Source organism: Streptomyces sp. NPDC021080, from assembly GCF_044333225.1.
In the GTDB taxonomy this organism is placed as follows: domain Bacteria; phylum Actinomycetota; class Actinomycetes; order Streptomycetales; family Streptomycetaceae; genus Streptomyces.
Window position 1 is genome coordinate 20,143 of record NZ_JBIRQM010000038.1, and the last position, 3,758, is coordinate 23,900.

Here is a 3,758-nt window from a genome sequence, read left to right on the forward strand (position 1 = left end):
GTCCCGGGGGTGCGGACCGTCGCCTGTGGGACGGGGGCTGATGTCCCGGGGGCGGGGCCGCGGCCGGGGTCCGGACGTGGTGGGCCGGGGTCGTTCAGTCGCTCGGGTGGGGTACCCGGGGGCCGCCGAGTTCGATCGCGGTGCAGCGCCAGCGCAGGTCGGGTCCCTGTTCCAGCCGGAAGGCCATGGCGCGGAGCTGGTCGCCGGCGCCGATGCGGGCGAAGACCTCGACGGCGTCCGGGCGTGCGACGTAGTAGCCGATGTCCCGGACGACGGGGCGGGCGCCGCGGGTGCGAAGAGGACCGCGTTCGGCGAGCCGGACCAGTTCGTCGTAGGCCCGGCCCGCGGTGTGGCGCAGCATGCAGTGGACGGGGCGGGCACCGCTCAGGACCGCCAGCAGACGCTCGGCGAAGACGTCGGTGGGCCGGGGCCCCGGAACGGAGCGCCCAGGAGCCGCGGGGGACGCCGTGGCGGGCGTCCTGGCGGGCGTCCTGGCCCCGCCCGGCGGCAGGGCGCTCGTGCGGGCCTCCCCGCTCGTCCGGGCCTCCCCGCTAGTCCGGGCCGCACCGCGCGGCGGAGTGCCAGTCCGGGCTTCACCCCGCGGTGGGGTGCCCGTCCGGGTCTCACCGCGCGGCGGGGTGCCCGCGGACGGCGCGGGGGACGGGCTCGTGTCCTGGGGCGGGCTGCCGCCCGGGGTCCTGGCGGGGGTGCCCGTGCCCGGGGCGCGGGGCGGGGCGCCGCCGGGGCGGCGGGTGTCCCGGCGTCCGGGCGGGCGGGTGCCCGGGTGGCGCCCGGTCCTGGTCATCACCTTGTTCATGCGTCGTCCCCGCTCGTCGTCCGGACCGGTGATACCGGTCGGTAACTTTCGTGTCGGGGATCTTGTACGAGCCCGGAAGGGGCCCGCGCAAGGACGGAGGGCGCGCGCCGCGGCGGCTGGAGAGTTCACCTATCAGGGTGGCCGGGCGGGGCGGAACCCTTGGTGGAACAGGGGAGCACCGGGTGAATCCCGGGCGTGGGGTGGACGTGACGCAGGGTGCGGCCGGGACCTCGAAAGGGGACGCCCGCACGTATCCTGAAGGCCCTCCCGGAGGCGCGGGACGGCCCTCCCCGGAGTGCTCGGACCGCGTGACCCTCGGAGCCCCGACTACGAAAGCGGCCACCATGCGCGTCTACGTCCCCCTGACCCTCTCCGGTCTCGCCGAGGCGTACAAGACGGGAGAGCTGGAGACGGGACCGTTCACCGCGTACGCCGTCACACCCGCCCTGCGCGAGTGGTACCTCTCCGACGACATCGAGGAACTGGAGTACGCGGCGCTGAGCCGCGCCGCGCTGGCCTCGCTGCGGCTCCTGGCGGCCGATCCCGGGGCCGTGCGGCGCCGGGTCGTCGTCGCGGTCGACGTCCCGGACCGGGTCGCGGCCGCCGACCCCGACCGGGGACTCGATCCCGCGGCGCTCGGCGAGGTGCGGGTCTCCCAGGACGTGACCTTGGCGAAGGCGGCCGCCGTGCACGTCGACGCGGCCGACGCCGAGACGGACGTGACCGCGGCCGCGGCGGCGCTCGGCGCGGCGGACGCGGGCGACGACGACGCCCAGTTCGTGGTCGACGGGGCCGAGGACCACGAACTGCTGTGGTTCGCCACGCAGGAGATCCCCGGCCTGGTCGGACTCGGGGAGTAACCGCCCGGCCTCCCCCGCGATGACGTGTTGTCGGTGGCGGCGGGTACGTTCTCGGTATGGGGAAGCATGGAAACGCGCACATTGTGTGGGACTGGAACGGCACGCTGTTCCACGACAATGACGCGATCATCGGGGCGACGAACGCGGCGTTCGCCGAGCTGGGTCTCGAGCCGATCACCCTGGAGCGGTATCGGGCGATGTACTGCGTACCGGTGCCGAAGTTCTACGAGCGGCTGATGGGCCGGCTGCCCACGGACGCCGAGTGGCAGGTCATGGACGACACCTTCCACCGGTACTACGCCGAGCACCGCAGAGCGTGCGGGCTCACCGCCGGGGTGCCCGAGCTGCTCGCCGGGTGGGAGGCGGCGGGCCGCAGCCAGTCCCTGCTGAGCATGTACGGGCACGACGAGCTGGTCCCGCTCGTGCGGGGCTTCGGGATCGAGCCGCACTTCCTGCGGGTCGACGGGCGCACCGGGCCCTCCGGAGGCAGCAAGGCCGAGCACATGGTGCGCCACCTCGGAGCCCTCGCCCGTGTCGAACCGACCCGTGTGGTGGTGATCGGCGACGCGGTGGACGACGCGACGGCCGCCCGGCACGTCGGCGCCGGAGCCGTCCTCTACACCGGCGGCTCCCACAGCCGCGCCAGCCTGGAGGAGGCCGGTGTTCCGGTGGTGGACAGCCTGGAGGAGGCGGTCGAGGAGGCCGGCAGACTCGCGGCCTGAGGTCCGCCCGTGCCCCCCGTGGAGTTCACCGGAGGGCCGGGGCCGGGCCCGTCAGTTCACCGGGGCCTTCGAGCGCAGCACCTTGAGGAACTCGCGCATCCAGGCGGAGTGGTCCGGCCAGGCGCGGGAGGAGACCAGGGTGCCGTCGACCACGGCCTCCGCGTCCTGGAAGGTCGCTCCCGCCGCCTGCATGTCGAGCTCCAGCGCCGGGTAGGCCGTGACCCGGCGCCCGCTCAGGCTGTCGACGGCCGCGGTCAGCAGGGGGCCGTGACAGATCTGGGCCACCGGCTTGTCCGCGTCGAAGAAGGACTTCAGGATCTTGCGGAGTTCGAGGTCGTTGCGGAGGTATTCCGGGGCACGCCCGCCGGGGATGACCAGGGCGGCGTACGCGCCGGGGTCGACCTCCGCGAAGGCCAGGTCGGCGGGCCAGGTGTAGCCGGGCTTCTCGGTGTACGTGTCGAAGCCGGGCTCGAAGTCGTGGACCACGAACTGCAGCTTCTTGCGGGTGGGGGCCGCGATGTGGACCTCGTACCCCTCCTCGCGCAGACGCTGGTAGGGGTAGAGGACTTCGAGCGACTCCGCCGCGTCGCCGGTGACTATGAGGATCTTCGCTGCCATGGTGCTGCGCTCCCGTCGGCCGTCCTTGCGCGTCCCGTTCCGCCGTTGCGTCCGCCGTCCCGGTCAACGACTCCGGGGCAGGTACGTCCCATGGGGCAGAACACTGCCCGTAGGACGACGGTAGCTCGCAGTCGGCTCGCACTGCATGCCGTCGCCGGATTCTTCCCTGTGCATAGTGTCAAAGTTCCACCCCCGGTTTTGTACACATACGGCTCATGACGGCCCCCCGGTCGGGGGCGATAGCCTGGTGGCGTGATCAGCGCGATATCTCGCGGGGGCATCGTCGCCCCTGCCCCGCGCCCGGAGCGCACGGACGACATCCGTGACCGGGCGCCGATCGCTGATTCTCACGGGCGGGACGGGATCACGGCGACAGCCGCATGCGCGAGCGGAAACGCGGCGAGCGCCGGCGGCAACGCGGTCCGTACGCCGAGCGCACCCCGGGAACGGACGTTGCCGAGAGCAGCGTCACAGTCCCCGTGGGCGTTCGGATCGGCCGATACCCCTCCGCCCATCTCACCTTGCGGCATAGCGTCGAAGCAGACCGGACACCCCGCGTCGCGGCGTTGCGTCGGAAGCGACGAGACCGTATTTCCTTCAACGTCACGCAACGGCGCGCGACAGGAGCCAGAGGACAATGCAGACCAAGCTGGACGAAGCCAAGGCCGAGCTGCTCGAGAGGGCCGCCCGGGTAGCTGAGAACAGCCCGGTCGGGGGGCACCTACCGACTGGGACGACGGG

At 73.1% G+C, this 3,758-nt stretch carries 4 protein-coding genes; 2 read left to right on the forward strand and 2 right to left on the reverse strand.

Features of this window, described 5'->3' with window-relative positions:
• Positions 1 to 94: 94 nt before the first annotated feature.
• Positions 95 to 817 (reverse strand): Rv3235 family protein, encoded by a 723-nt coding sequence (locus ACH4S8_RS44115; protein WP_398404820.1) that lies wholly within the window; start codon positions 815 to 817, stop codon positions 95 to 97.
• A gap of 344 nt (positions 818 to 1,161) precedes the next feature.
• Here ACH4S8_RS44115 and ACH4S8_RS44120 point away from each other — a divergent pair, with 344 nt between their 5' ends.
• A complete protein-coding gene (locus tag ACH4S8_RS44120; RefSeq protein WP_398404822.1) occupies positions 1,162 to 1,677 on the forward strand; it encodes a DUF6912 family protein in 516 nt (171 codons plus the stop codon).
• A gap of 56 nt (positions 1,678 to 1,733) precedes the next feature.
• Positions 1,734 to 2,399: an HAD family hydrolase gene (locus ACH4S8_RS44125; protein WP_398404824.1), complete on the forward strand. Its 666-nt coding sequence runs from the start codon at positions 1,734 to 1,736 to the stop codon at positions 2,397 to 2,399.
• Between the two features lie 51 nt (positions 2,400 to 2,450).
• On the opposite strand, the gene ACH4S8_RS44130 is transcribed toward ACH4S8_RS44125, so the two are convergent.
• Positions 2,451 to 3,017, reverse strand: a complete 567-nt coding sequence (locus ACH4S8_RS44130; protein ID WP_398404826.1) for a DJ-1/PfpI family protein — start codon at positions 3,015 to 3,017, stop codon at positions 2,451 to 2,453.
• Between the last annotated feature and the right edge of the window lie 741 nt (positions 3,018 to 3,758).

Excerpts from the sequence above, each read along its gene's own strand:
- ACH4S8_RS44130 (WP_398404826.1), bottom strand. The coding sequence starts at position 3,017 with ATGGCAGCGAAGATCCTCATAGTCACCGGCGACGCGGCGGAGTCGCTC.
- ACH4S8_RS44125 (WP_398404824.1), top strand. The coding sequence starts at position 1,734 with ATGGGGAAGCATGGAAACGCGCACATTGTGTGGGACTGGAACGGCACG.
- ACH4S8_RS44120 (WP_398404822.1), top strand. The coding sequence starts at position 1,162 with ATGCGCGTCTACGTCCCCCTGACCCTCTCCGGTCTCGCCGAGGCGTAC.
- ACH4S8_RS44115 (WP_398404820.1), bottom strand. The coding sequence starts at position 817 with ATGAACAAGGTGATGACCAGGACCGGGCGCCACCCGGGCACCCGCCCG.